The following is a 23,301-nucleotide window of genomic DNA, read 5'->3' as shown; positions in this document are numbered from 1 at the left end:
GAGGTGGCTGACAGAGTAATGCAGCAACGCTCTAAGGGAAACCTTACCTGTCGCAAACTGCGACTGATTGATTAATTGTCGAACATTTAGACGACTGAAACGCTTCAGCTAGAATAAGCCAAACAAGGAATAAAAGGAATGATTGTCCAGCTGGAGAAAGCATTTATCTGACTTACATCACACTTTCACGCTATCTGCTGGGGAATTTATTCCATATTCCAGAATGACGAATAAGCGTAGCAATATCTTTTCGTTGCCGGACCGCTAATACTGATTTATATCAGAAACTATACTGAAGAGCGGCGATATTATTACCGTTACGTCCGAGTTTCGGAGTCCCTCTAAAATCATGACAATTCCCCACATTCAGCCCTCTGCGGCACGTTACTATGCGCTTCGCTTACTTCCGGGCGAGGAGGTTTTTTCCCGCCTGCGCGCGTTTGTGCAGCAACACCATATTCAGGCCGGCTGGATAGCTGGCTGCACCGGCAGCCTAAGCAACGTAGCGTTACGCTTTGCCGGTCAGGATCAAACCGCCTTATTGAACGGAATATATGAGGTGATTTCTCTGAATGGCACGCTGGAATTAGCCGGAGAACATCTCCATTTATCCCTATCCGATCCGCAAGGCGCCATGCTCGGCGGCCATATGATGCCCGGCTGTACCGTCCGCACCACCCTTGAGCTGGTGATCGGCGAACTGACCTCCGTGGCGTTTAGCCGTCAGCCGTGTGCGGTGTCCGGCTATGACGAACTGGTCATTTCATCCCGCTAACGTTTCACTTAAACGAGGTCTTCTATGGCGCGTCGCCAATTTTCCAGCCAGTCTCTGGTCCTGATTGTCATTGCTATCGCCATCAATATGGTCGGCGGCCAGCTGATCAGCATGCTGAAATTACCGATTTTTCTCGACTCTATTGGCACCTTAATCAGCGCGGTGCTGTTAGGCCCGGTGGTCGGAATGCTGACTGGCCTACTCACTAACCTGCTGTGGGGGTTATTGACCGATCCTATCGCCGCCGCCTTCGCTCCGGTGGCGATGGTTATCGGGCTGGTGGCTGGATGGCTGGCGCGGGCGGGATGGTTTCGCACCTTACCGAAAGTGGTGGCCAGCGGTGTCATCATTACTCTCGCCGTCACGCTTGTCGCCGTGCCTATTCGCACTACGTTGTTTGGCGGCGTCACCGGCAGCGGTGCCGATCTCTTTGTCGCCTGGATGCACTCGGTCGGCCAGAATCTGGTGGAGTCCGTCGCGATCACCGTGCTGGGCGCGAACCTGGTCGATAAAATCCTGACGGCGGCCATCGTCTGGGTCCTGTTGCGCCAGCTTCCGCTACGCACAACGCGCCATTTCCCAACCATGTCTGCTGTACGCTAAATGCATCCCTTTACCTCATTAAGCCTGTGGGCGCTCGCCGCCTGCTCCACGCTCCTGCTACCCGCGGGTGCGCCCTTAAGCCTTTACAGCGCGCTGACTTTCATCTGTTTACTGGGAATCAAGGCCACGCGACCGCGGGCAAAATACGTACTCTGGCTGATGATCCCTTTAGGGTTAGGCCTGTGGCTGGTGCACGGCGGCTGGTTGAGCGAATGGATCGCTGGACAAGCGCGTGAACCTGAACGTTGGGCCAATGCCGTCACGCTCTGGCTGCGGATCCTGGCCATCGTATCAACATCGCAGCTGTGGATGCACTACGTGCCGGTTTCGCGGTTTATGCGCGCCCTGTTTGCCTCCCGCTTGCCGCCGGGTCTCGCCTATCTGTTTGCCGGCCCGTTGCTGGTTGTCGAGCAGCTCAAACGCCAGCTGGCGATTATTCATGAGGCCCAGTGCGCACGGGGCGTCCCGCTGGATGAGGCCTGGTATCATCGTTTACGCGCGATGCCTGCATTGATTGTGCCGCTTACCCATAATGCGCTCAACGATTTAGCCGTACGCGGTGCGGCGTTGGATATGCGAGGATTTCGCCTGCATCGGACACGCACCACGCTGTGGGCACCACCGGACAGCACCTTACAGCGTTGGGCACGCTACGCCATGGTGGCGCTGATAGTCACCGAGACCGGAGTCTGGATATGGTTACATTAGAACAGTTTCGCTATCTTCCAACCCATGCCGCGCGCCCACCTGCCTGCTTCGATTTTCACTACGCCGAGCCCGGTATGGTGGCGATTTTTGGCGATAACGGCAGCGGAAAAAGTACGCTTGCGCAGTTGATGGCGGGCTGGTATCCGGATTTCCTCCCCGGAGAAATTGAAGGTAAAGGAACGTTACTCGGGAACCCTATCGGACAGTTGTCGCTCGTCGAACAGGCGAGCACCGTCCAGCTGGTTCAACAATCCCCCTATCTCCAGCTTTCCGGCTGTACATTCAGCGTCGAAGAAGAGGTCGCTTTTGGTCCTGAAAATCTCTGCCTCAGCGAAGACGAGATTATGCGTCGTATTGATGAAGCGCTGACGCTGACGGTATGCCAGGCGTTACGTCATCGCCACCCGGCCACGCTCTCCGGCGGAGAAACCCAGCGGGTAGTCATTGCCAGCGCGCTTGCCATGCAGCCCAGGATATTGATACTGGATGAAGCGTTTAGCCGTTTGACGGCGCAGGCTAGCGCCATGCTTCTGGAGCGCTTGCGGCACTGGGCGCAGGCGCAGCGTTCCTTGATTATCCTTTTTGAACGAACTCCCTCGCCTTTTCTTGCCTGGTGTCAGCAGGGATGGCGACTGCATGATGGAGCGCTTTCCCCGCTATGCTGACGTTGAATCAGGTGACTTATCGCTGGCCCGGCGCGGCGGCAGACTGTTTGCAAAACATCTCGCTAAACCTCGGTGAAAACGAATGGCTGGCGCTCACCGGCGATAACGGCGCGGGGAAATCCACCCTGCTGCGGGTGATGGCCGGACTGCTACCCGCCACGTCCGGTACCGTCAATTTGCTGGATAAGCCGATGGCGCATTATAAAAATCGCCATCGCGCCGGTATGCTCGGCGTCCTGTTTCAGGAAGCTGAAAATCAAATCTTTCACAGCAAGGTGGCTGAAGAAGTCGCCTTCGGGCTGCGGCTACAGAAACGGTCTGCCGCAGAGGTTGCGCAACGCACCGCGGCAGCGCTGCAGCTTTGCCAGTTAGAGGACGTCGCCGATGCGCATCCGCTGGATTTGCATACCGCCCAGCGCCGCATGGTGGCCGTTGCCTGTCTGGAAGCGATGGCGCCAGCAGTTCTGCTGCTCGACGAACCCAGCCGCGATTTTGACCAGCACTGGCTGACGATATTTGAGGAGTGGCTTGCGGTTTGCCGCAAAAGGGGGACCAGCGTAGTGGCTATCAGCCATGACACGGCTTTTATACAGCGCCACTTTTCCCGCATGGTGCGCCTGGAAAAGGGAAGGCTACTGAGTATTTCCTGAAAAAGAAACGGGCCGCCTGAGCGACCCGTTTTTTACGGTGACAACTAAAGTCTTTACCCGGAGGCGGTGCTGCGCACCTGTCCGGGCTACCCGACCGCACAGGCCCCGTAGCTCGGACAAGGCGCGGCTTTACCGCGCCGGAAGAGTGAATGGACTACAGCAGCGCTTTCGCTTTCGCGACCACGTTGTCCACGGTGAAGCCAAACTCTTCAAACAGCAGCTCCGCCGGCGCAGACTCACCGAAGGTGGTCATGCCGACGATCGCGCCGTTCAGGCCCACATATTTGAACCAGTAGTCAGCGATACCCGCTTCGATAGCCACGCGCGCAGAGACGGCTTTCGGCAGCACGGCTTCACGGTAAGCGGCATCCTGCTTGTCGAACGCGTCGGTGGACGGCATGGAAACCACGCGCGCCTTCACGCCTTCGGCAGTCAGTTTTTCGTAAGCGGCGACCGCCAGCTCAACTTCAGAGCCGGTGGCGATGAAGATCAGTTCCGGCTGACCGGCACAATCCTTCAGCACGTAGCCGCCGCGGGCAACGTTCGCCAGCTGCTCTTCGGTACGCTCCTGCTGCGCCAGGTTCTGACGGGACAGAATCAGCGCGGTCGGGCCGTCCTGACGCTCTACGCCGTATTTCCACGCGATGGCGGATTCCACCTGGTCGCACGGACGCCATGTGGACATGTTCGGGGTGACGCGCAGGGAAGCCACCTGCTCTACCGGCTGGTGAGTCGGGCCGTCTTCGCCCAGACCGATGGAGTCGTGGGTGTAGACCATCACCTGACGCTGTTTCATCAGCGCCGCCATACGTACCGCGTTACGCGCGTACTCGACGAACATCAGGAAGGTGGAGGTATACGGCAGGAAACCGCCGTGCAGGGCGATACCGTTGGCAATCGCGGTCATACCGAATTCGCGCACGCCGTAGTGAATGTAGTTACCGGCAGTGTCTTCGTTGATCGCTTTAGAACCGGACCACAGGGTCAGGTTACTTGGTGCCAGGTCAGCGGAGCCGCCGAGGAATTCCGGCAGCAGCGGGCCGAAGGCTTCAATGGCGTTCTGGGACGCTTTACGGCTGGCGATTTTCGCCGGGTTAGCCTGCAGCTTAGCGATGAACTCGTTCGCTTTCGCGTCGAAGTCAGCCGGCATATCGCCTTTCATACGACGAGTAAACTCAGCGGCTTCCTGCGGGAAGGCTTTGGCGTAGGCGGCAAATTTCTCGTTCCACGCAGACTCTTTCGCCTGGCCGGCTTCTTTGGCATCCCACTGGGCATAGATTTCAGACGGGATTTCAAACGCCGGATGTTTCCAGCCGAGCGCTTCGCGGGTCAGCGCGATTTCCGCGTCGCCCAGCGGCGCGCCGTGGGAGTCGTGGGTACCGGCTTTGTTCGGCGAACCGAAACCGATAATGGTTTTGCACATCAGCAGGGACGGTTTGTCGGTGACCGCACGCGCTTCTTCTACCGCGCGTTTAATCGAGTCAGCATCATGACCGTCAACGCCGCGCACCACGTGCCAGCCGTAGGCTTCAAAGCGCTTCGCGGTGTCATCGGTGAACCAGCCTTCTACATGACCGTCGATGGAGATGCCGTTGTCGTCATAGAACGCAACAAGCTTGCCCAGCTTCAGGGTACCGGCCAGGGAGCATACCTCGTGGGAGATACCTTCCATCATGCAGCCGTCGCCCATGAACGCGTAGGTGAAGTGGTCAACAATGTCGTGGCCCGGACGGTTGAACTGCGCCGCCAGAGTTTTCTCCGCAATGGCCATACCGACCGCATTCGCAATACCCTGACCCAGCGGGCCGGTGGTGGTTTCCACGCCCGCGGTGTAGCCGACTTCCGGGTGACCCGGCGTTTTAGAGTGCAGTTGACGGAAGTTCTTCAGCTCTTCAATCGGCAGATCATAACCGGTGAGGTGCAGCAGGCTGTAAATCAGCATGGAGCCGTGACCGTTGGACAGCACGAAGCGGTCGCGGTCGGCCCAGGACGGGTTCTGCGGGTTATGATTCAGGAAATCACGCCACAGGACTTCGGCAATGTCAGCCATACCCATCGGGGCACCCGGGTGGCCGGATTTGGCTTTCTGTACTGCGTCCATGCTCAGCGCACGAATAGCGTTAGCAAGCTCTTTACGTGAGGACATTTTGACTCCAGATCGGATAATGAAGGCCATGCCCGCAACGACTTGACGACAGCGCGTTTTGGGCTACGCCGGAAAAAAGTGTGAACAATGTAACCTAAGCGGCAAAGCATGTACATGGAGCATCCTTTTGCCGTTTAAGAAATCTCTGGAACACGTTGTGCTACGGCGTAATCCTCTCGCCCGCATTCTCATATAGTATTTATAATTTGCACAGGATACGGCAGGCAGCCATCGCCGTTTTTTCGGATAAATAACCATAAGATTGTGGAAGATAAAAATGAAATTTCGTTCAGCTATTCTTGCCCTTGGGATCGCAGCAACGCTAACCGGATGCCAGAACATGGATTCCAACGGCCTGCTTAGCTCCGGTGCGGAGGCCTTCCAGGCTTACTCGCTCAGCGACGAGCAGGTGAAAGCCTTAAGCGACAAAGCCTGTCAGGAGATGGATGCGAAGGCGACTATCGCGCCTGCCAGCAGTGAATACAGCAAACGTCTGGGTAAAATCGCCGCCGCGCTGGGGGACAACATCAACGGCCAGCCGGTGAACTATAAGGTATACCAGACCAAAGACGTTAACGCCTTCGCCATGGCTAACGGCTGCATCCGCGTTTACAGCGGGCTGATGGATTTGATGAATGATAATGAAGTTGAAGCGGTCATCGGCCACGAAATGGGTCACGTCGCGCTGGGCCACGTGAAGAAAGGGATGCAGGTAGCGCTGGGCACTAACGCGGTACGCGCGGCGGCGGCCTCCGCGGGCGGCATCGTCGGTAGTCTGTCGCAATCGCAGCTGGGCGATCTGGGCGAGAAGCTGGTGAACTCGCAGTTCTCCCAGCGTCAGGAATCGGAAGCGGACGACTACTCGTACGATCTGCTGCGCAAGCGCGGAATCAATCCGGCGGGTCTCGCCACCAGCTTCGAGAAACTGGCGAAGCTGGAAGCCGGACGCCAAAGCTCAATGTTTGACGATCATCCGGCATCGGAAGCACGCGCTCAGCATATCCGCGATCGCATGGCGGCGGACGGCATCAAATAATTCTCGCCCCGGTTTGTAACAAATCGGACGTTATGGGCGGGCTCCGGACAGCGCACCGCCACCGGAGCGTACACGTCGTACGTGAGGATAGCGAGCGCTGCCCGGCTGCAAAATGGCGAGTAAAATAGTCCGCTTACTCGCCTTTTTTCGCCGCCTGGATATACAGCATTTCCAGCGCCAGGGTCGCCGCCGCCAGGGCGGTGATTTCAGACTGGTCGTAGGCCGGAGCGACTTCCACCACGTCCATGCCGACGATGTTCAGATCCTTGAGGCCACGTACCAGCTTGATCGCCCGATCGGAGGTCAGCCCGCCGATCACCGGCGTACCGGTACCCGGGGCAAACGCCGGATCCAGACAGTCAATATCAAAGGTCAGATACACCGGCATATCGCCGACGATCTGTTTCACCTGAGCGATCACGTCGTCAACGCTGCGATCGTTGACCTGGCCCGCATCCAGCACCGTGAAGCCGTTGTCCTTATCAAACTCGGTACGGATACCGATCTGCACCGAATGATGCGGATCGATCAGGCCTTCGTTCGGCGCGGTGTAGAACATGGTGCCATGGTCAAATTCGCAGCCGTTAGCGTAGGTATCGGTGTGGGCATCGAAATGTACCAGCGCCATTTTGCCGAAGTGTTTAGCATGCGCGCGCAGCAGCGGTAGCGTCACAAAATGGTCGCCGCCGAAGGAGAGCATGCGTTTACCTGCCGCCAGCAGTTTTTCCGCGTGGGCCTGCAGCTTTTCACTCATTTCACGCGCGTCGCCGAAGGCATAAACCAGATCGCCGCAGTCCACGACGTTCAGGCGCTCGCGCATGTCAAAATTCCACGGGAAGCGGTTGTGCTCCCACGCAAGGTTCGTCGACACCTGACGGATCGCCGCCGGGCCATGACGGCCGCCCGCGCGTCCGGAGGTCGCCATATCAAACGGTACGCCGGTGATGACCCAGTCCGCATCGCTGTCATACGGCATGAAATTCATCGGTAGACGCAGAAAACCAAATGCGTTGGATACCAGGGAGTTATCGTATTGATGACCTAAGGTGCTCATGGATATGACCTCTTTTACCGTCGTTGTATTGAAATACAAATATAAAAAAACCCCTCCGCGTCGTTAGGCCCGACGAGGAAGGGTTTTGAATGGGTTTACTGCTTAATTGGGCGAATTATCGCCGTAAATGTCTACGCGTTCAAGCAAGTTTGGCGAATGTCGCAATCGGCTTCGCCTTGCTCTTCCCTCTCGATTACGGAGAGGGCGTATATCACTCGTCTTCCAGATAAGTGTAGCCGTATAAACCCGCTTCGAACTCTTCAAGGAACTGCTGCTGCAGGGCGGCGTCCAGGTCCGTATTTTTCACCTGATCGCGGAACTGGGTCAACAGCGTGTTCGGATCGAGCTGCACGTACTGCAGCATGTCCGCAACGGTATCCCCTTCATCAGACAGCTCAACTTCAACGCTGCCGTCAGGGAAGACAAACACGTCTACGGCTTCCGTATCGCCGAACAGGTTATGCATATTGCCGAGGATCTCCTGGTAGGCGCCCACCATAAAGAAGCCCAGCATCGGCGGATTCTCCGGATCGTATTCCGGCATCGGCATGGTGGTCGCAATACCGTCGCCATCCACATAGTGGTCAATCGCGCCATCGGAATCACAGGTGATATCCAGCAGCACCGCGCGGCGTTCCGGCACCATGTTCAGCCCTTCCAGCGGCATCACCGGGAACAGCTGATCGATACCCCATGCATCCGGCATCGACTGGAACAGGGAGAAGTTGACGTAGATCTTATCCGCCATGCGCTCCTGCAGCTCATCAATAATCGGACGATGCGCGCGGTTGCTGGGGTCGAGCTGCTTCTGCACTTCATGACACATATTCAGATACAGCTGCTCGGCCCAGGCGCGCTCCTGAAGATTAAAGGTGCCGGAGGAGTAGCCGATGTGGATATCGTGCAGATCCATCTGGCTGTCGTGCAGCCATTCGCGCAGCGAGCGGCGGTTGCCGGTTTCCTGCATCTCCAGCCAGGTTTCCCACATGCTTTGCAGCGGACGCGCGGCGTCTTCCGCAGGCGGAGTCGCCTCGGTATATTCGTTACGCTCAACGCCGATAATATTCGATACCAGCACGGTGTGGTGCGCCGTGACCGCGCGGCCGGATTCGGTGATCACCGTCGGATGCGGCAGACCATTCTCTTCGCAGGCATCGCCAATCGCCCAGATGATGTTGTTGGCGTATTCGTTCAGGCCGTAGTTCACCGAACAGTCGGACTGCGAACGGGTGCCCTCGTAGTCAACGCCGAGACCGCCGCCAACGTCGAAGCACTGAATATTCACGCCCAGCTTATGCAGCTCAACGTAGAAACGCGCGGATTCACGTACGCCGGTGGCGATATCGCGAATATTGGCCATCTGCGAGCCAAGGTGGAAGTGCAGCAGCTGCAGGCTGTCCAGATGCCCGGCTGAGCGTAGAATTTCAACCAGCTGCAGAACCTGGGTCGCCGCAAGGCCAAATTTGGATTTTTCGCCGCCGGAAGACTGCCACTTACCGGAGCCCTGCGAAGCCAGACGCGCACGCACGCCAAGACGCGGCACCACGTTCAGCCGCTCGGCTTCTTCGAGCACGATGGCGATTTCCGACATCTTCTCGATGACCAGATAGACCTTGTGGCCCATTTTTTCGCCCACCAGCGCCAGGCGGATATATTCACGGTCTTTATAACCGTTACAAACAATCACGCTGCGGGTCATACCGGCGTGCGCCAGTACCGCCATCAGCTCGGCCTTCGAGCCGGCTTCCAGACCCAGCGGTTCGCCGGAGTGGATCAGCGATTCAATCACGCGGCGATGCTGGTTAACCTTGATCGGATAAACCAGGAAGTAGTCGCCGTTATAGCCATAAGATTCGCGCGCCCGTTTAAAGGCGGCGTTAATCGAACGCAGGCGGTGCTGCAAAATCTGCGGGAAGCAGAACAGTGCAGGCAGGCGCTGCCCCTGAGCTTCACGCGCTTTCACCAGCTCGGCAAGGTCAACGCGCGCTTCCGGGACGTCAGGATCCGGGCAGACGCTAATATGGCCCAGTTCGTTAACGTCGTAGTAGTTATTACCCCACCAGGCAATATTGTAAGTACGTAGCATCTTGCTGGCTTCCTGGGAGCTCATCGCAACCTCCTGCATGGAACGTAGTACACCGTGATCGCCTGCTGACGAAGGCGAAGATAAAGACATGTCGTCAGACATAGCGAACCTCAAATTTTAGTAACAAGTGTAAAACAGTTGACTACTATCGCAATCCGAAGAAGCGATAACAACCCATAAACAGTCCGAAATCCCAGTAGATAGTGCTGGTCTTGCGGCTGAGCGACCGGTTTCTTATTCATATCATCGTAAAACACGTACCCGAACGGAGTATGACAGTCCGGAGAAACCACGAGAAAACCCTTGCTATCGCAAGAGAGCCCTTGTTCAGTGTTCCAGCAGCCTGCCGGCCCGGGAATCCTGAGAAGCGCCGAGATGGGTAGAACATCGGCTGGTTTGCATGAGAGAGATGCGGGTTGCGGGATAGTGACGCGCGACGGAACGACGCGACGAATCAGGCGAAAAACGTGGGTTCATTATCTGGTATCACCTCCACACTGCCCCGAGACGGGCCAGCGACAAGCCAAAGCTATACGTTCCAGACAGCCAGCGAAAACGCCGCCGCGGGACTCTGTCAATACAGACTGCTTAACCCGGCTGGAAGTGGCGTCACGAAGCAAATGCTCGTGCGCTGTTTTAATGAGCCGCGCGCGGCGTTTTATACCGAGAAGCGGGGTAAAAAGCAAAATAAAAATATGCGCGTTGCCGGGGATTGTCAGGAAAAATTGCCACCGCCCTTTTTCTATAAATGCGACGAATATCAAAAAAGGCTGGAAATGGGGTCAAGAACTGCCCTAAAATAGCCGTCCAGAAGTTAATCCATCTATACTGATTAACACTCAGACTGCTCGTGTCGCTACCTGCAAGCTTTGGTAGAGTCATCCGTCAAAGCCATTCTACACAACAGTATGAGCTACCCGAATCGTCCACAGGTGAAATAAAACATGGCAAAACACCTCTTTACGTCAGAGTCCGTATCAGAAGGGCATCCCGACAAAATTGCTGACCAAATCTCCGACGCCGTGCTGGATGCGATCCTCGAACAGGATCCGAAGGCGCGCGTAGCTTGTGAAACCTACGTCAAAACCGGCATGGTTCTGGTCGGTGGCGAGATCACCACCAGCGCATGGGTTGATATTGAAGAGATCACCCGCAACACGGTCCGTGAAATTGGCTACGTGCATTCCGACATGGGCTTTGACGCCAACTCCTGCGCGGTCCTGAGCGCTATCGGTAAACAGTCTCCGGACATCAACCAGGGCGTTGACCGCGCCGATCCGCTGGAACAGGGCGCGGGCGACCAGGGCCTGATGTTTGGCTATGCCACCAACGAAACCGACGTGCTGATGCCGGCGCCGATCACCTATGCCCACCGTCTGGTGCAGCGTCAGGCCGAAGTACGCAAAAACGGCACCCTGCCGTGGCTGCGCCCGGATGCGAAAAGCCAGGTCACCTTCCAGTACGACGACGGTAAAATCGTCGGGATTGACGCGGTAGTCCTGTCGACCCAGCACGCGGAAGATATCGACCAGAAATCGCTGCAGGAAGCAGTGATGGAAGAGATCATCAAACCGGTCCTGCCGACCGAGTGGCTGAACAGCGCCACAAAATTCTTTATCAACCCAACCGGCCGTTTTGTTATCGGCGGACCAATGGGCGACTGCGGCCTGACCGGGCGTAAAATCATCGTTGACACCTACGGCGGCATGGCTCGTCACGGCGGCGGCGCGTTCTCCGGTAAAGATCCATCTAAAGTGGACCGTTCCGCGGCCTACGCGGCGCGCTATGTAGCGAAAAATATCGTTGCCGCTGGCCTGGCCGATCGTTGTGAAATTCAGGTTTCCTACGCCATCGGCGTGGCAGAGCCGACTTCAATCATGGTTGAAACCTTCGGTACCGAAAAAGTGCCTTCTGAGCAGCTGACCCTGCTGGTGCGTGAGTTCTTTGACCTGCGTCCGTACGGCCTGATTCAGATGCTGGATCTGCTGCACCCGATCTACAAAGAGACGGCGGCATACGGTCACTTCGGTCGCGAACATTTCCCATGGGAAAAAACCGACAAGGCAGCCCAGCTGCGCGAAGCGTCCGGTCTGAAATAATCTCCGCACTCCCTCGATTTCAAGGCCAGCCCCGCGCTGGCCTTTTTACTTTAGCTCCCCTTCGCTGACGCCGAATCCTGCCTTCGCCCGCTCAAAATGGAAGCGATTACATCATATACAGAGCAAATATTTCCCTTAAATATGTGCAAAATGTAATAACGCTTCACTTTGTTACACAATATTTCAGCAAAGTCTGATTAGCGCTTTTAATTTCTTAAGCTAAACTCAATTAATATACTGATTTAAATACGTTTATAGTAATTACGTTTCTTTACTCTAGTGTAACCGATTACACAGCCGTGATTACTATCACATTTTTTTACTACGTATTTACCTACCCTACGCATCGACAGGATCAATAACTCAACCGGAGGGCGTTATGCCTGACAACAAAAAACAAGGGCGTTCGAACAAGACGATGACGTTCTTTGTCTGCTTCCTCGCCGCACTGGCTGGCCTGCTGTTCGGCCTTGATATCGGTGTTATTGCGGGTGCCTTACCCTTTATTGCCAACGAGTTCCAGATAAGCGCCCACACTCAGGAGTGGGTGGTCAGCTCCATGATGTTCGGCGCCGCCGTCGGCGCGGTGGGCAGCGGCTGGCTCTCCTTCAAACTCGGGCGTAAAAAAAGCCTGATGATTGGCGCCATCCTGTTCGTTGCCGGCTCGCTGTTCTCCGCCGCCGCGCCGAACGTGGAAGTGCTGCTGATCTCCCGCGTGCTGCTCGGCCTGGCCGTGGGCGTCGCCTCCTACACCGCCCCGCTGTATCTGTCTGAAATCGCGCCGGAAAAAATCCGCGGCAGCATGATTTCGATGTACCAGCTGATGATTACCATTGGTATTCTCGGCGCCTATCTTTCCGATACGGCATTCAGCTACAGCGGCGCCTGGCGCTGGATGCTCGGGGTGATTATTATCCCGGCGGTGCTGCTGCTGATTGGCGTGGTTTTCCTGCCGGACAGCCCGCGCTGGTTTGCCGCTAAGCGCCGCTTTGTCGATGCTGAACGCGTTCTGCTGCGCCTGCGAGACACCAGCGCTGAAGCGAAACGCGAGCTGGATGAGATCCGCGAAAGCCTGAAGGTAAAACAGTCCGGCTGGTCGTTGTTCAAAGAAAACAGCAACTTCCGCCGCGCGGTATTCCTCGGCGTCCTGCTGCAGGTGATGCAACAGTTCACCGGTATGAACGTCATCATGTACTACGCGCCGAAGATTTTTGAACTGGCGGGCTATGCCAACACCACCGAACAGATGTGGGGCACCGTCATCGTCGGTTTGACCAACGTGCTGGCGACATTTATCGCCATCGGGCTGGTCGACCGCTGGGGCCGTAAGCCGACGCTGATCCTTGGCTTTATCGTCATGGCGCTCGGCATGGGCATCCTGGGCAGCATGATGCATATCGGCATCCACTCCGCCACGGCGCAGTACTTTGCCGTCCTGATGCTGCTGATGTTTATCGTTGGCTTTGCCATGAGCGCCGGCCCGCTGATTTGGGTGCTGTGCTCCGAAATCCAGCCGCTGAAAGGGCGTGATTTCGGTATCACCTGTTCGACGGCCACCAATTGGATTGCCAACATGATCGTCGGCGCGACGTTCCTCACCATGCTGAACTCGCTGGGCAGCGCCAACACCTTCTGGGTCTATGGCGGCCTGAACATCCTGTTCATCTTCCTGACCCTGTGGCTGATCCCGGAAACCAAAAACGTTTCGCTGGAGCATATCGAACGTAACCTGATGAAAGGCCGCAAGCTGCGCGAAATCGGCGCGCGCGACTAGCCTGATACGCTTCCTCCCGCCCGGGAGGAAGCTTCTTCTTGCTCTCCTCACCCCGCCGCACTATCCTCTGGCGCTATGAAAACACCCCGAATTCCCATTGCCCTCCAACAGGCCGTTATGCGCAGCCTGCGGGAGAATCTGGCCAAAGCGAACCTCAAGCTGGGACGCCATTACCCTGAACCGGCGCTGGTTTATCAGCAGCGGGGAACCTCCGCCGGTACCGCCTGGCTGGAGAAAAACGAAATCCGCCTTAACCCGGTGCTGCTGCTGGAAAACCAGCAGGCGTTTATTGATGAAGTCGTGCCGCACGAGCTGGCCCACCTGCTGGTGTGGAAACACTTTGGCCGCGTCGCGCCGCACGGTAAAGAATGGAAATGGATGATGGAAAGCGTGCTGGGCGTTCCGGCTCTGCGCACCCATCGTTTCGAACTCGATTCAGTCCGTAAAAATACCTTCCCCTACCGCTGCCAATGCCAGCAGCACCAGCTTACCGTCCGCCGCCACAATCGCGTGATGCGCGGGGAGGCCACCTATCGCTGCGTGCGCTGCGGAGATGTTCTGGTGGCGGAAAAGTAATCTCCGGAAATAATTGGAAATTTTCTGATCTGACTGATTGCGTCTGGCAATCACATTCGTTACGTTGCGGGCTCGTTTTGACACGGAGTTAACGATGTCCCGTATTCATACTTTTGCTGCCGCGTTTCTTAGCGCGGCAGTATGCGCCCCGCTTGCAGCGGAAGGAATCAACAGTTTTTCTCAGGCCAAGACCGCTGGGGTCAAGGTCAATGCCGACGCCCCCGGCGATTTCTACTGCGGCTGTAAAATCAACTGGCAGGGAAAAAAGGGGGTTATCGACCTGGAATCTTGTGGCTATAAAGTGCGTAAAAATGAAAATCGCGCCAGCCGGGTCGAGTGGGAGCATGTGGTTCCCGCATGGCAGTTTGGCCATCAGCGGCAGTGCTGGCAGGACGGCGGGCGCAAAAACTGCGCCAAAGATCCGGAATACCGCAAGATGGAAAGCGACATGCATAACCTGCAGCCGGCGGTCGGCGAGGTCAACGGCGACCGCGCCAACTTTATGTACAGCCAGTGGAACGGCGGCGAAGGCCAGTACGGCCAGTGCGCAATGAAGGTTGATTTTAAAGATAAAGTTGCCGAGCCGCCGGCGCGCGCGCGTGGCGCCATCGCCCGTACCTACTTCTATATGCGCGACCGCTACCAGCTCAATCTTTCCCGCCAGCAAACCCAGCTGTTTACCGCCTGGGATAAGATGTACCCGGTCACGACCTGGGAGTGCGAACGCGACGCGCGTATTGCCAAAGTTCAGGGCAACCATAATCCTTATGTCCTGCAGGCTTGCCAGGCGCAAAAGAGCTAACCTACACTAGCGGCAATTGTTAATTTGCAGCTTCACTCCTCCCCCTTGACTGGGGGAAGAGATATCTGCGCTAAGAACGGAACATCAAGCATGCGCATTCCTCGCATCCATCACCCGGAACGTATTACCACGGGTAGCCAGATAGCGCTTTCCGACGACGCGGCCAACCATGTCGGTCGCGTTTTACGGATGGGTAAAGGCCAGGCAATAGAGCTTTTTGACGGCAGCAATCAGATCTTCGAGGCGGTCATTGTCGAGGCCGGTAAGAAAAATGTTCTGGTTGAAGTACAGAGCAGCAAAGTTGATAACCGTGAATCCCCGCTGCATATCCATTTGGGCCAGGTGATGTCCCGCGGCGAAAAAATGGAATTCACCATCCAGAAATCGATCGAACTTGGTGTAAGCCTCATAACGCCACTGTTTTCCGAGCGTTGTGGCGTTAAACTGGACGCCGAACGTTTGCAGAAAAAGATCCAGCAGTGGCAGAAAATCGCCATTGCCGCCTGCGAGCAAAGCGGCCGCAACGTGGTGCCGGAGATCCGCCCGGCCATGCAGCTTGAAGCCTGGTGTGCGGAGCAGGACGAAGGTCTGAAGCTTAATTTGCACCCTCGCGCCAGCGCCAGCATTAACACGCTGCCCCTGCCGGTCGAACGCATCCGGCTGCTGATTGGCCCGGAAGGCGGCCTGTCGGCAGAAGAGATAGCGATGACCGCTCGCTACCAGTTTACTGATATCCTGTTGGGACCGCGCGTTCTGCGTACAGAGACAACTGCGCTCACTGCCATAACCGCCCTGCAGGTGCGTTTTGGCGACTTAGGTTGAAGCGTTAACGGAGAAGAACAATGATTAAGCTCGGCATCGTGATGGACCCCATCGCAACCATCAACATCAAGAAAGACACCAGCTTCGCCATGTTGCTGGAAGCGCAGCGTCGCGGCTATGAACTCCATTATATGGAGATGAACGATCTGTACTTAATCAACGGCGAAGCCCGCGCCCGTACGCGCAAGCTGAGCGTCGAGCAGAACTACGACAAATGGTACGCGTTCAACGGCGAGCAGGATCTGCCTCTCGCGGACCTTGACGTCATTCTGATGCGTAAAGATCCGCCATTCGATACCGAGTTTATCTACGCGACCTACATCCTCGAACGCGCCGAAGAACAAGGCACGCTTATCGTCAATAAGCCGCAGAGCTTGCGCGACTGTAACGAAAAGCTGTTTACCGCCTGGTTCTCCGAGCTGACCCCGGAAACGCTGGTCACCCGTAATAAGGCGCAGCTGAAAGCCTTCTGGGAAAAACACGGCGATATCATCCTCAAACCGCTGGACGGTATGGGCGGCACCTCCATTTTCCGCGTTAAAGAGGGTGACCCTAACCTCGGCGTCATCACCGAGACGCTGACCGAGCTGGGCAACCGCTACTGCATGGCGCAGAACTATCTACCCGCCATTAAAGATGGCGATAAGCGCGTGCTGGTGGTTGACGGCGAGCCGGTTCCTTACTGCCTGGCCCGTATCCCGCAGGGCGGCGAAACCCGCGGTAACCTTGCGGCCGGCGGTCGTGGCGAAGCGCGCCCGCTGACCGAAAGCGACTGGGCCATCGCCCGCCGCGTTGGCCCCACGCTGAAGGCCAAAGGCTTAATCTTCGTCGGCCTGGATATCATCGGCGATCGCCTGACGGAAATTAACGTCACCAGCCCCACCTGCGTTCGTGAAATCGAAGCCGCCTTCCCGATTTCCATTACCGGGATGCTGATGGACGCCATTGAGCAGCGCCTCAATAAATAAAGCGCTTATTCCGGCTGCAGGCCTGCGCCTGTAGCCTGGAGCCAGCGCAGACGATTCGCTATCAGGTTCAGGCAGGCAATGCGCCTTGAGCCTGAAAGATAAAGTGAATCGACACTCCCTTGCTTTACCCGCATACTGGGTGCTGCTTTTTTGAACCAGGAACAGAACCTCTGACAATGAATTTACAGCATCACTTTCTAATTGCCATGCCTGCTCTCCAGGACCCGATGTTCCGTCGCTCCGTAGTCTATATCTGCGAGTATAACGATGACGGTGCCATGGGCATCATCATCAATAAGCCGATGGAAAATCTGCAGGTTGAAGGGATCCTGGAGAAATTAAAAATCACGCCTGAACCGCGCAATCCCGAGATCCGCCTGGATAAACCGGTGATGGTTGGCGGTCCGCTGGCTGAGGATCGGGGTTTTATACTGCATTCGCCGCCCTCCGATTTTTCCTCCAGCATCCATATTTCCGATAACACGGTGATTACCACCTCCCGCGACGTGCTCGAAACGCTGGGTACGGATAAACAGCCAGAGAACGTACTGGTTGCGCTGGGCTATGCTTCCTGGGAGAAAGGCCAGCTGGAGCAAGAGATACTGGATAACGCCTGGCTCACCGCGCCGGCCGATCGGAATATTTTGTTCAGCACGCCGATAGCCGACCGCTGGCGCGAGGCTGCGAAGCTGATTGGCATTGATATCGTGACCATGCCAGCCGATGCGGGGCACGCGTAATGAGCGGCACTTTTTTAGGCTTTGATTTTGGTACCAAAAGCATTGGCGTCGCCGTAGGGCAGCGCATCACCGGCACCGCCCGCCCTCTCCCCGCGTTGAAAGCGCAGGACGGTAAGCCTGACTGGAACGTTATTGAGAAACTGCTGAAAGAGTGGCAGCCTGAAGCCGTGATTGTCGGCCTGCCGCTGAATATGGACGGCACGGAACAGCCCCTGACCGCCCGTGCGCGCAACTTCGCGAATAAAATTCATGGCCGCTTCGGCGTGCAGATAACCCTGCATGATGAACGTCTGAGCACGGTTGAAGCCAGAGCTGGGCTATTCGAACAGGGTGGATTCCGGGCGCTCAATAAAGGCAGCGTGGATTCCGCTTCCGCCGTTATTATTCTGGAAAGCTACTTCGAGCAGGGTTACTGAAGCTGAATGATGGCGCCCCATACCAGCGGCAGGCGCCATCATCCTGATTTCATGTTTAGTGGCGCAGATGTTCATTCGCCCAGCTGACCGCCTGAGTGCGGTTCTTCACGCTAAGCTTACGGAACACGTTGTACAGATGGGTACGCACCGTGTTTTCACTGATAAACAGCGCGCGGGCAATATCCAGATTGGTCGCCCCGCAGCGCAGTTCATTGAGGATTTCACATTCACGCTCGGTCAGCGGTGAATTTTCCGCAGGCGCCGATACATGATCCGCCGCATACATCGCCGGGTGCATCACGCTCAATTCAGCCGTCTGTTCGCCGTTCAGCACAGCCTTAACGCCCTCAATTAAGCGCGATTCATCATCGTCATGACGGAAAACACCATACAGCGCTGGCCACTGCGCCATTTCGTAGAGCTCATACTTTTGTGCGCTATTGATAATCAATAAACGGGGGTTATCTGCCTGCATGCGAATAATATCGCGCCATACGCTATTCAACTTTTTATTTGAAACCGCAATATCAAATAATATTACAGAATCTTTCAAAAGGCGTTGCGCGAGGGGTTTGTTAATATTTTGCAGAATGACCGATGCGGATAACCTTTCGGCCAGCCAGGTCGCAAATGCTTTGCTTTGAATGGAGGGGTGAGTAATAAAAGTAACCTGGTGAGAAAAAGCCGAATTCTCAGATAAATTAATCACTTAAAACTCTCCTTAGTTGATTTCCGCCTTCATAGCGGTTAAATGAATTAACAAGAATACGATCGCCTGTGTATTTATAAAAACAAATCATTTTTACACATTGAAACAATATTCCATGGGAATCTTCCTATCCCTGCAAACAGCATAAATCGAATGCCTTAAGAGAGTCAAAAGATTATCAAACTTTTTTCCTGGTTATGAGAGGTTTATGTCAATTCGTTTTTCATGGAATAGATTACTCGGCTTAATCTTAGGTGTTTATTTGTAATATCAAATAAAGGTACCAAACATTAATAAAACATTATTATAACAAGCTATTGGTAGGATCTCTGAATATAAAAAGCGCAGCTATAAAAGCCCCGCGGCCGTACGTTGCTGAAAGCTTTGCGTAAATGTTTGCATGCCCGATTGCTGCCCGGTTTGCATCACGCCGGGCAACTGATGCGTTTTCCCCTCTCGGATCAAATTAGCCACCGCCGGGGTGTTAACCAAAAGCTCGTATAACGCAACTCTGCCGCCAGCAGCATCTGGAAACAGTTTTTGTGCCAGCACCGCGCATAAGCTCCCCGCCAGTTGGCTGCGAACCTGCTCTTTCTCCTGCGCCGGGAAGACGTCCACCAGCCTCTCAACCGCCTGCGCTGCGCCGCGCGTATGCAGCGTTGCCATCACCAGATGTCCGGTCTCCGCTGCGGTTAATGCCAGGCGGATCGTTTCGCTGTCACGCAGCTCCCCTAACAGAATGACATCCGGGTCCTGACGCAGCGCGGCGCGTAGGGCAGCGGCAAATGAGGGGCAGTGGCGGCCGATTTCCCGCTGCTGGATCAGACAGCGCTCGCTGCGGTGAATAAACTCAACCGGATCTTCCAGCGTCAGGATATGGCCGCTGAGGCGCTGGTTAAGATAGCCCACCATCGCCGCCAGGGTGGTTGATTTTCCGCTACCGGTAGCCCCCGTGACCAGGATAAGCCCGCTCTCTTCATTGAGCAGCTCCGTTAAGGCGGCCGGCGCGCCGAGATCCGCCAGCTGAGGGCAGGTTTCCGCCAGCAGACGCAGCGCCAGCGACAGACCGCGATTGTGCGCAAATGCGCTGGCGCGCAGGCGCGGCCCGTCCGCCGGAGTCAGCGCGAAATCGACCTGCCCGCAGGCCTGCCACTGCGCGAGCTGCTCGGCGTTGAGCCAATCAGTGAGTATCTTGCCAATATCGGGAGAGGTAAACGGCGCGGGCTCCAGCTTGCCCTGGCGACGCCAGCGCGGCGCTGAAGCATTGCACAGGTGTAGATCGGAGACGTTATGCTTTACACTAAGGGCCACTATTTCTTCCAGTTCCATAACTCATCCTCGGTATATGAACGATATTGCGCATAACCTGGCACAGGTCCGGGACAAAATCTCAGCCGCTGCCGCACGCTGCGGCCGTGCTCCAGAAGAAGTTACGTTGCTTGCAGTCAGTAAAACGAAACCTGCGAGCGCTATCGAAGAAGCGATGGCCGCCGGCCAGCTCGCGTTTGGCGAAAACTATGTTCAGGAAGGCGTGGATAAAATCCGCTACTTTCAGGAAACGGGCGCCACCGGGCTACAGTGGCACTTTATTGGTCCGCTGCAGTCCAATAAGAGCCGTCTGGTGGCCGAACATTTTGACTGGTGCCATACCGTCGATCGTCTCAAAATCGCCGTCCGCCTGAGCGAACAGCGCCCGGCTCAACTGCCGCCGCTCAACGTGCTGATTCAAATCAATATTAGCGATGAGCAGAGCAAATCGGGTATTCCGCCTGAAGAGCTGGACGCGCTGGCGGCAGAAATCGCTAAACTCCCTAATCTGCAGCTACGCGGTTTAATGGCCATTCCCGCGCCAGAGTCAGAATATGTAAGGCAGTTTGCCGTCGCCCAACAAATGGCGGTAGCATTTGCGCGGCTAAAAACGCACTACCCTACCGTCGATACGCTGTCGCTGGGAATGTCGGATGATATGGAAGCCGCCATCGCGGCGGGAAGCACTATGGTGCGCATCGGAACCGCAATTTTCGGCGCGCGCGACTACAGCAAAAAACAAGGAATCTGAGGAACGCCATGAAGACGTTGACTTTCCTGCTCTCAACGGTCATTGAGCTTTACACAATGGTCGTGTTATTACGCGTCTGGATGCAGTGGGCGCGCTGCGACTTTTATAACCCGTTTTCGCAGTTCGTAGTCAAGGCTACGCAGCCTGTCGTTGGGCCGCTGCGCCGCATTATTCCGGCGATGGGGCCTCTCGATAGCGCTTCCCTGCTGGTCGCCTTTATTCTCTGCGTCGTGAAAGCTATCGTGCTGTTTATGGTCGTGACCTTCCAGCCGATTATCTGGATTTCCGCGCTGCTGATCCTCATTAAAACCGTCGGCTCGCTGATCTTCTGGGTTCTTCTGTTAATGGCGATTATGAGCTGGGTAAGCCAGGGCCGCAGTCCGGTGGAATTTGTTCTGATGCAGCTGGCCGATCCGCTGCTGCGCCCGATCCGCAGATTGCTGCCATCGATGGGCGGCATTGATTTCTCGCCGATGGTGCTGGTTCTGCTGCTGTACGTGATCAACATGGGTATCGCCGAACTGTTGCAGGCTACCGGCAACGTTCTGCTTCCGGGGCTGTGGATGGCGCTATGAGTGCCGTCGAAGCCTGCGCTGACGGGTTGGTCTTACGGCTGTATATTCAGCCCAAGGCCAGCCGCGACAGCATCGTTGGTTTACATGGCGACGAGCTCAAAGTCGCCATTACCGCGCCACCCGTTGACGGCCAGGCCAACGCCCATCTGGTAAAATTCCTCGCCAAACAGTTTCGCGTAGCGAAAAGCCAGGTGCTTATTGAGAAAGGCGAACTGGGTCGCCACAAACAGATAAAAATCATTCATCCGCAGCAGATCCCGGACGGGGTCGCCGCGCTGACGGAATAAACAGGATCTCTTATGCAAAAAGTTGTTCTCGCTACCGGCAACCCCGGAAAAGTGCGCGAGCTGGCCTCGCTGCTGGCAGATTTTGGCCTTGATATCGTTGCGCAAACCGAGCTGGGCGTGGATTCCGCAGAGGAAACCGGCCTGACGTTTATCGAAAACGCCATTCTGAAGGCGCGCCATGCCGCGCAACTGACCGGGCTCCCGGCCATCGCCGATGACTCAGGTCTGGCCGTCGATGCGTTAGGCGGCGCGCCGGGCATCTACTCCGCCCGTTATTCCGGTGAAGGTGCGACCGACCAGCGGAATCTGGAAAAGCTGCTCGACGCGCTTCGCGACGTGCCGAACGATAAGCGTCAGGCGCAATTCCACTGCGTGCTGGTCTATCTGCGCCATGCGGAAGATCCGACGCCGCTGGTTTGTCACGGCAGCTGGCCGGGCATCATCGCTCGCGAAGCCGCAGGCAGCGGCGGCTTTGGTTACGATCCGATTTTCTTTGTTCCGACGGAAGGTAAAACCGCAGCGGAGCTAAGCCGTGAAGAAAAGAGCGCCATTTCCCACCGCGGACGCGCGCTTAAACTGTTACTGGAAGCCTTACGTAATGGCTAATTTGCCGCCCCTGAGCCTCTATATTCACATCCCGTGGTGCGTGCAGAAATGCCCGTACTGCGATTTCAATTCGCATGCGTTGAAAGGCGAGGTGCCGCATGACGACTACGTTCAGCATCTGCTGAACGATCTGCGAGCCGACGCTCACTATGCGCAGGGACGTGAAATCGGGACTATTTTCATTGGCGGCGGTACGCCGAGCCTGCTCTCCGGCCCGGCGATGCAAACCCTGCTCGACGGCGTGCGCGAGTCTCTTCCGCTGGCGTCCAACGCGGAAATCACCATGGAAGCCAACCCCGGCACCGTGGAAGCGGATCGCTTTGTCGAGTACCAGCGCGCGGGCATTAATCGTATCTCCATCGGCGTACAGAGCTTTAGCGAACAGAAGCTGCAGCGGCTCGGGCGCATCCATGGGCCACAGGAAGCCAAACGCGCGGCAAACCTGGCAAGCGGCCTGGGGCTACGCAGTTTTAACCTCGATTTAATGCATGGCCTGCCGGACCAGTCTCTGGAAGAGGCGCTGGACGACCTGCGCCAGGCGATTGCGCTCAATCCGCCGCATCTCTCCTGGTATCAGCTAACCATTGAGCCAAACACCCTGTTTGGTTCGCGGCCGCCGACCCTGCCCGATGACGACGCGCTGTGGGACATTTATGAACAGGGGCATAGCCTGCTCAGCGCGGCGGGCTATCAGCAATATGAAACCTCCGCCTACGCTAGGCCGGGCTATCAGTGCCAGCATAACCTGAACTACTGGCGCTTTGGCGACTACCTCGGGATTGGCTGCGGCGCGCACGGCAAAGTGACGTTCCCGGACGGGCGCATACTGCGGACGGCGAAAACCCGGCATCCACGCGGTTACATGGAAGGCCGCTATCTGGAGCGCCAGCATGATGTGGAAGATGCGGATAAACCGTTTGAGTTCTTTATGAACCGTTTCCGCCTGCTGGAAGCCGCCCCGCGCGATGAATTCAGCCGCTACACCGGCCTTGATGAGCGTACGATCCGTCCGCAAATCGATGCCGCCATCGCCGAAGGCTACCTGACGGAAGATGAGCGCTACTGGCAAATTACCGAGCACGGTAAGCTATTTTTGAATTCCCTTCTCGAACTCTTTCTCAGCGAATAACGCCCTCTCCGCCTAT

26 protein-coding genes are annotated in these 23,301 nt (G+C 56.3%); 20 read left to right on the top strand and 6 right to left on the bottom strand.

Going from position 1 to position 23,301, the window contains the following annotated elements:
• Positions 1-349: 349 nt before the first annotated feature.
• Genes GUC22_RS03855 through GUC22_RS03835 form a run of 5 tightly spaced genes read left to right on the top strand, consistent with a single transcriptional unit; the run spans position 350 to position 3,401 of the window.
• The gene (locus GUC22_RS03855) at positions 350-775 is read left to right on the top strand and encodes a PPC domain-containing DNA-binding protein (protein WP_024358639.1); all 426 of its coding nucleotides are present in this window, start codon (positions 350-352) and stop codon (positions 773-775) included.
• A 24-nt stretch (positions 776-799) separates the two neighbouring features.
• Positions 800-1,378, top strand: coding sequence for an ECF transporter S component (locus GUC22_RS03850; protein ID WP_004133556.1), 579 nt, complete (start codon positions 800-802; stop codon positions 1,376-1,378).
• Positions 1,379-2,086, top strand: a complete 708-nt coding sequence (locus GUC22_RS03845; protein WP_004133554.1) for an energy-coupling factor transporter transmembrane component T — start codon at positions 1,379-1,381, stop codon at positions 2,084-2,086. It abuts the gene before it with no gap.
• Positions 2,074-2,751 (top strand): ABC transporter ATP-binding protein, encoded by a 678-nt coding sequence (locus GUC22_RS03840; protein WP_154952565.1) that lies wholly within the window; start codon positions 2,074-2,076, stop codon positions 2,749-2,751. The genes GUC22_RS03845 and GUC22_RS03840 overlap by 13 nt, the downstream gene beginning before the upstream one ends.
• Entirely contained in the window at positions 2,745-3,401 is a 657-nt protein-coding gene (locus GUC22_RS03835) for an ABC transporter ATP-binding protein (protein WP_024358642.1), read from the top strand. Before GUC22_RS03840 ends, GUC22_RS03835 begins: the two co-directional genes overlap by 7 nt.
• A 154-nt stretch (positions 3,402-3,555) precedes the next feature.
• On the opposite strand, the gene tkt is transcribed toward GUC22_RS03835, so the two are convergent.
• Positions 3,556-5,547 (bottom strand): transketolase, encoded by a 1,992-nt coding sequence (gene tkt / locus GUC22_RS03830; RefSeq protein WP_024358643.1) that lies wholly within the window; start codon positions 5,545-5,547, stop codon positions 3,556-3,558.
• Positions 5,548-5,824: 277 nt separating this feature from the next.
• Here tkt and GUC22_RS03825 point away from each other — a divergent pair, with 277 nt between their 5' ends.
• Positions 5,825-6,583, top strand: coding sequence for a M48 family metallopeptidase (locus tag GUC22_RS03825; RefSeq protein WP_004133548.1), 759 nt, complete (start codon positions 5,825-5,827; stop codon positions 6,581-6,583).
• 133 nt (positions 6,584-6,716) lie between these two features.
• On the opposite strand, the gene speB is transcribed toward GUC22_RS03825, so the two are convergent.
• The 3 genes from speB to yqgB form a co-directional block, all read right to left on the bottom strand.
• Positions 6,717-7,637 carry an agmatinase gene (speB, locus tag GUC22_RS03820; RefSeq protein WP_004105690.1) on the bottom strand — a complete coding sequence of 307 codons (921 nt, stop codon included), beginning with the start codon at positions 7,635-7,637 and terminating at the stop codon, positions 6,717-6,719.
• Positions 7,638-7,848: 211 nt separating this feature from the next.
• Positions 7,849-9,825, bottom strand: coding sequence for a biosynthetic arginine decarboxylase (gene speA / locus GUC22_RS03815; protein WP_071830691.1), 1,977 nt, complete (start codon positions 9,823-9,825; stop codon positions 7,849-7,851).
• A gap of 8 nt (positions 9,826-9,833) precedes the next feature.
• The gene (gene yqgB, locus GUC22_RS03810) at positions 9,834-9,965 is read right to left on the bottom strand and encodes an acid stress response protein YqgB (RefSeq protein WP_075210876.1); all 132 of its coding nucleotides are present in this window, start codon (positions 9,963-9,965) and stop codon (positions 9,834-9,836) included.
• Between the two features lie 225 nt (positions 9,966-10,190).
• On the opposite strand from yqgB, the gene GUC22_RS03805 reads away from it, so the two are divergent.
• From GUC22_RS03805 to ruvX, 9 genes are all read left to right on the top strand, one after another.
• On the top strand, positions 10,191-10,526 hold the full coding sequence (locus GUC22_RS03805; protein ID WP_138110033.1) for a hypothetical protein: 336 nt from the start codon (positions 10,191-10,193) through the stop codon (positions 10,524-10,526).
• A 141-nt stretch (positions 10,527-10,667) separates the two neighbouring features.
• Positions 10,668-11,822 carry a methionine adenosyltransferase gene (metK, locus tag GUC22_RS03800; RefSeq protein ID WP_004125136.1) on the top strand — a complete coding sequence of 385 codons (1,155 nt, stop codon included), beginning with the start codon at positions 10,668-10,670 and terminating at the stop codon, positions 11,820-11,822.
• A 379-nt stretch (positions 11,823-12,201) separates the two neighbouring features.
• Positions 12,202-13,596, top strand: a complete 1,395-nt coding sequence (locus GUC22_RS03795; RefSeq protein ID WP_004125138.1) for a sugar porter family MFS transporter — start codon at positions 12,202-12,204, stop codon at positions 13,594-13,596.
• Between the two features lie 75 nt (positions 13,597-13,671).
• The gene (locus tag GUC22_RS03790; protein ID WP_004135858.1) at positions 13,672-14,172 is read left to right on the top strand and encodes a SprT family zinc-dependent metalloprotease; all 501 of its coding nucleotides are present in this window, start codon (positions 13,672-13,674) and stop codon (positions 14,170-14,172) included.
• A 94-nt stretch (positions 14,173-14,266) separates the two neighbouring features.
• A complete protein-coding gene (endA, locus tag GUC22_RS03785; RefSeq protein ID WP_024358646.1) occupies positions 14,267-14,974 on the top strand; it encodes a deoxyribonuclease I in 708 nt (235 codons plus the stop codon).
• 90 nt (positions 14,975-15,064) lie between these two features.
• Entirely contained in the window at positions 15,065-15,796 is a 732-nt protein-coding gene (gene rsmE, locus GUC22_RS03780; RefSeq protein ID WP_024358647.1) for a 16S rRNA (uracil(1498)-N(3))-methyltransferase, read from the top strand.
• Positions 15,797-15,816: 20 nt separating this feature from the next.
• Positions 15,817-16,764, top strand: coding sequence for a glutathione synthase (gene gshB, locus GUC22_RS03775; protein ID WP_004135852.1), 948 nt, complete (start codon positions 15,817-15,819; stop codon positions 16,762-16,764).
• Positions 16,765-16,940: 176 nt separating this feature from the next.
• Positions 16,941-17,504, top strand: coding sequence for a YqgE/AlgH family protein (locus GUC22_RS03770; protein ID WP_160183347.1), 564 nt, complete (start codon positions 16,941-16,943; stop codon positions 17,502-17,504).
• Complete coding sequence (gene ruvX / locus GUC22_RS03765; RefSeq protein WP_004135849.1) at positions 17,504-17,920, top strand: Holliday junction resolvase RuvX; 417 nt, start codon at positions 17,504-17,506, stop codon at positions 17,918-17,920. Before GUC22_RS03770 ends, ruvX begins: the two co-directional genes overlap by 1 nt.
• Before the next feature lie 55 nt (positions 17,921-17,975).
• Here ruvX and GUC22_RS03760 read toward each other — a convergent pair whose 3' ends face one another.
• On the bottom strand, positions 17,976-18,629 hold the full coding sequence (locus GUC22_RS03760; protein ID WP_004135847.1) for a LuxR C-terminal-related transcriptional regulator: 654 nt from the start codon (positions 18,627-18,629) through the stop codon (positions 17,976-17,978).
• Between the two features lie 348 nt (positions 18,630-18,977).
• Positions 18,978-19,958, bottom strand: a complete 981-nt coding sequence (locus GUC22_RS03755; protein WP_004135845.1) for a type IV pilus twitching motility protein PilT — start codon at positions 19,956-19,958, stop codon at positions 18,978-18,980.
• Between the two features lie 16 nt (positions 19,959-19,974).
• Between GUC22_RS03755 and GUC22_RS03750 the strand changes: the two genes are divergently transcribed.
• From GUC22_RS03750 to hemW, 5 genes are read left to right on the top strand one after another with little or no spacing between them, the layout of a single operon-like run.
• Positions 19,975-20,688, top strand: a complete 714-nt coding sequence (locus GUC22_RS03750) for a YggS family pyridoxal phosphate-dependent enzyme (protein WP_004125172.1) — start codon at positions 19,975-19,977, stop codon at positions 20,686-20,688.
• Positions 20,689-20,696: 8 nt separating this feature from the next.
• Entirely contained in the window at positions 20,697-21,263 is a 567-nt protein-coding gene (locus GUC22_RS03745) for a YggT family protein (RefSeq protein ID WP_004135843.1), read from the top strand.
• On the top strand, positions 21,260-21,550 hold the full coding sequence (gene yggU, locus GUC22_RS03740) for a DUF167 family protein YggU (protein ID WP_004125173.1): 291 nt from the start codon (positions 21,260-21,262) through the stop codon (positions 21,548-21,550). The genes GUC22_RS03745 and yggU overlap by 4 nt, the downstream gene beginning before the upstream one ends.
• Positions 21,551-21,562: 12 nt before the next feature.
• Entirely contained in the window at positions 21,563-22,156 is a 594-nt protein-coding gene (locus GUC22_RS03735; protein WP_024358651.1) for an XTP/dITP diphosphatase, read from the top strand.
• The gene (hemW, locus tag GUC22_RS03730; protein ID WP_064343199.1) at positions 22,149-23,285 is read left to right on the top strand and encodes a radical SAM family heme chaperone HemW; all 1,137 of its coding nucleotides are present in this window, start codon (positions 22,149-22,151) and stop codon (positions 23,283-23,285) included. Before GUC22_RS03735 ends, hemW begins: the two co-directional genes overlap by 8 nt.
• Positions 23,286-23,301 lie beyond the last annotated feature (16 nt).

Origin of the sequence: Klebsiella sp. MPUS7, assembly GCF_009905335.1 — a bacterium.
Lineage (GTDB): Bacteria > Pseudomonadota > Gammaproteobacteria > Enterobacterales > Enterobacteriaceae > Klebsiella > Klebsiella grimontii.
This window is presented reverse-complemented; position numbering and strand designations above follow the sequence as displayed.

Coding starts and splice junctions, on each gene's coding strand:
- GUC22_RS03855 (WP_024358639.1), top strand. CDS start 350: ATGACAATTCCCCACATTCAGCCCTCTGCGGCACGTTACTATGCGCTT.
- GUC22_RS03850 (WP_004133556.1), top strand. CDS start 800: ATGGCGCGTCGCCAATTTTCCAGCCAGTCTCTGGTCCTGATTGTCATT.
- GUC22_RS03845 (WP_004133554.1), top strand. CDS start 1,379: ATGCATCCCTTTACCTCATTAAGCCTGTGGGCGCTCGCCGCCTGCTCC.
- GUC22_RS03840 (WP_154952565.1), top strand. CDS start 2,074: ATGGTTACATTAGAACAGTTTCGCTATCTTCCAACCCATGCCGCGCGC.
- GUC22_RS03835 (WP_024358642.1), top strand. CDS start 2,745: ATGCTGACGTTGAATCAGGTGACTTATCGCTGGCCCGGCGCGGCGGCA.
- tkt (WP_024358643.1), bottom strand. CDS start 5,547: ATGTCCTCACGTAAAGAGCTTGCTAACGCTATTCGTGCGCTGAGCATG.
- GUC22_RS03825 (WP_004133548.1), top strand. CDS start 5,825: ATGAAATTTCGTTCAGCTATTCTTGCCCTTGGGATCGCAGCAACGCTA.
- speB (WP_004105690.1), bottom strand. CDS start 7,637: ATGAGCACCTTAGGTCATCAATACGATAACTCCCTGGTATCCAACGCA.
- speA (WP_071830691.1), bottom strand. CDS start 9,825: ATGTCTGACGACATGTCTTTATCTTCGCCTTCGTCAGCAGGCGATCAC.
- yqgB (WP_075210876.1), bottom strand. CDS start 9,965: ATGAATAAGAAACCGGTCGCTCAGCCGCAAGACCAGCACTATCTACTG.
- metK (WP_004125136.1), top strand. CDS start 10,668: ATGGCAAAACACCTCTTTACGTCAGAGTCCGTATCAGAAGGGCATCCC.
- GUC22_RS03795 (WP_004125138.1), top strand. CDS start 12,202: ATGCCTGACAACAAAAAACAAGGGCGTTCGAACAAGACGATGACGTTC.
- GUC22_RS03790 (WP_004135858.1), top strand. CDS start 13,672: ATGAAAACACCCCGAATTCCCATTGCCCTCCAACAGGCCGTTATGCGC.
- endA (WP_024358646.1), top strand. CDS start 14,267: ATGTCCCGTATTCATACTTTTGCTGCCGCGTTTCTTAGCGCGGCAGTA.
- rsmE (WP_024358647.1), top strand. CDS start 15,065: ATGCGCATTCCTCGCATCCATCACCCGGAACGTATTACCACGGGTAGC.
- gshB (WP_004135852.1), top strand. CDS start 15,817: ATGATTAAGCTCGGCATCGTGATGGACCCCATCGCAACCATCAACATC.
- GUC22_RS03770 (WP_160183347.1), top strand. CDS start 16,941: ATGAATTTACAGCATCACTTTCTAATTGCCATGCCTGCTCTCCAGGAC.
- ruvX (WP_004135849.1), top strand. CDS start 17,504: ATGAGCGGCACTTTTTTAGGCTTTGATTTTGGTACCAAAAGCATTGGC.
- GUC22_RS03755 (WP_004135845.1), bottom strand. CDS start 19,958: ATGGAACTGGAAGAAATAGTGGCCCTTAGTGTAAAGCATAACGTCTCC.
- GUC22_RS03750 (WP_004125172.1), top strand. CDS start 19,975: ATGAACGATATTGCGCATAACCTGGCACAGGTCCGGGACAAAATCTCA.
- GUC22_RS03745 (WP_004135843.1), top strand. CDS start 20,697: ATGAAGACGTTGACTTTCCTGCTCTCAACGGTCATTGAGCTTTACACA.
- yggU (WP_004125173.1), top strand. CDS start 21,260: ATGAGTGCCGTCGAAGCCTGCGCTGACGGGTTGGTCTTACGGCTGTAT.
- GUC22_RS03735 (WP_024358651.1), top strand. CDS start 21,563: ATGCAAAAAGTTGTTCTCGCTACCGGCAACCCCGGAAAAGTGCGCGAG.
- hemW (WP_064343199.1), top strand. CDS start 22,149: ATGGCTAATTTGCCGCCCCTGAGCCTCTATATTCACATCCCGTGGTGC.